Genomic DNA, 1,750 nt, shown 5'->3' with positions numbered 1-1,750 from the left:
GCCGGCGCCGGCCAGGCGCAGCTGCGCCGGCGCGGCGGCGCGCGCGCCCGCCACGTCGGCGGCGCGCACCGCGATCCCGTCCATCGCGGCGTTGTCCCACGGCGGGAGCGCGACCGGCGAGACCACGTTCTCCGCGCGCACCCGCCCCAGCGCCTCGAGCATCGGCGCCGACTCGGCGCCCAGCGCCGCGACCCCCTCGTGCGCGACGTCGATCGCCTCGGCGACGCCGAGGCGCGCGCGCGCCGCGTCGCTCAGGGCGCCCCTCCGGCGGGCGTCGTCGCGGCCGGGGGCGCGAGGCGCAGCGTCGCCAGCCGCGACGCCATCGCGTCGGCCACGCGGTCCACCTGGCGCGTGGGGACCGTGTAGTTGTTGCAGAGGAAGCTGAAGAGCAGCAGCTCGCCGTCGGCGGTCGTGACGTAGCCCGAGAGCGCCCGCGCCTTGTCGAGCGTGCCGGTCTTGGCGCGCACGTTCCCCGCGGCCGGCGTCCCCCGCATGCGGGCGCCGATGGTGCCGTCGACGCCGCCCACCGGCAGCGCGTCGTAGAAGAGGCGGAAGTTCGGGTCGCGGCGCATCGCGTCGAGCACGCGCACGAGCGCGCGCGGCGTCACGTAGTCGTGGCGCGACAGCCCGCTGCCGTCGCGGATCACGGCGTCGCGCTCGGGGACGACGCCCCACAGCTCGAGCTGGCGCCCCATCACGCGGCGGCCGCTGTCGGCGCTGCCGACGCCGGCGCGGGCGAGCCCCATCGTCTTGAGGAGGATCTCGCCGATCTGGTTCTGCGACGGCTTCTCGAACACCGGCAGCACGTCGCGCAGCGGGAGCGAGCGCAGGACGAGCAGCGTGTCGCCGCCGGCAGCGGGGACCAGCGTGTCGGCGCCGGCGCGGCGGGCGTTGGTGACGGTGATGCCGCGCGCAGCCAGCGCCTCGCCCAGCGCGGCGAGGTACGCCGCCGACGGGTCGCGGTGCGCCAGCGTCAGCACGGCGCTGTCGTTGACCGACACCACGCCCTCGAGCACGTGGCGTCCGGCGCGCGCGTCCCAGCGGGGCACGACGCGTGTCGCGGTGGTGCCGCCGCCCACGACGCCGGGCGTCACGGTGGTCACCGCGACCTGCAGCGGCAGCGCGCCCGGCGACGGCGCCACGCGCACCGCGACCGAGTCGCCGGGGCGCGCGCCGCCGCGGATCACGACGCGGCCGAACCCCTCGTTGAAGAACAGCTCGTCCACGCCCGCGGAGTACGGCTCGTCCAGGTCGTCCCACGCCCAGCCGAAGCCGTGCACCGCGTCGGGGAAGGCGTTCCCGTCGGCGAGCAGGCGCCCGGCGACGCGCGTGATCCCGCGCGCCTTCAGCGAGTCGGCGACGGCGAGCAGCGGCTGCATCGCGTCGCCGCGCATCTTGTCGCTCACGGTCGGGTCGCCGCCGCCCACGACCGCGAGGTCGCCGAGCAGCACGCCGTCGCGCACGGGGCCGCGCGCGACGAACGCGGTGCGCCACGTGTGGTCGGGCCCGAGCGTGGCCAGCGCGGCGGCGCCCGTGAGCAGCTTCTGGTTGCTGGCCGGCATGAACAGCCGGTCGGCGTCGCGCGCGTACAGCGTGTCGCCGGTGGCCGGGCGCACGATCAGCACCCCCCAGCGCGCGTTGGCGAACTGCGGGTCGCCGAGCATCGAGTCGGCGGCGGCGCGCAGCGCCTCGAGCGGCGAGAGCGCGACGGGCGCGGGGGCCGGGGCGGGCGTCGGCGTCGGCGCGCGGC

At 77.9% G+C, this 1,750-nt stretch carries 1 protein-coding gene; it reads right to left on the bottom strand.

The window, feature by feature from the left end; translation table 11 throughout:
• Positions 1-251 precede the first annotated feature (251 nt).
• Positions 252-1,750: D-alanyl-D-alanine carboxypeptidase/D-alanyl-D-alanine-endopeptidase (gene dacB, locus PYV61_RS25015; protein WP_275836601.1), on the bottom strand; the 1,499-nt coding region annotated here is incomplete at its 5' end.

Origin of the sequence: Roseisolibacter sp. H3M3-2, from assembly GCF_029211165.1 — a bacterium.
Classification (GTDB): domain Bacteria; phylum Gemmatimonadota; class Gemmatimonadetes; order Gemmatimonadales; family Gemmatimonadaceae; genus Roseisolibacter.
This window is presented reverse-complemented; position numbering and strand designations above follow the sequence as displayed.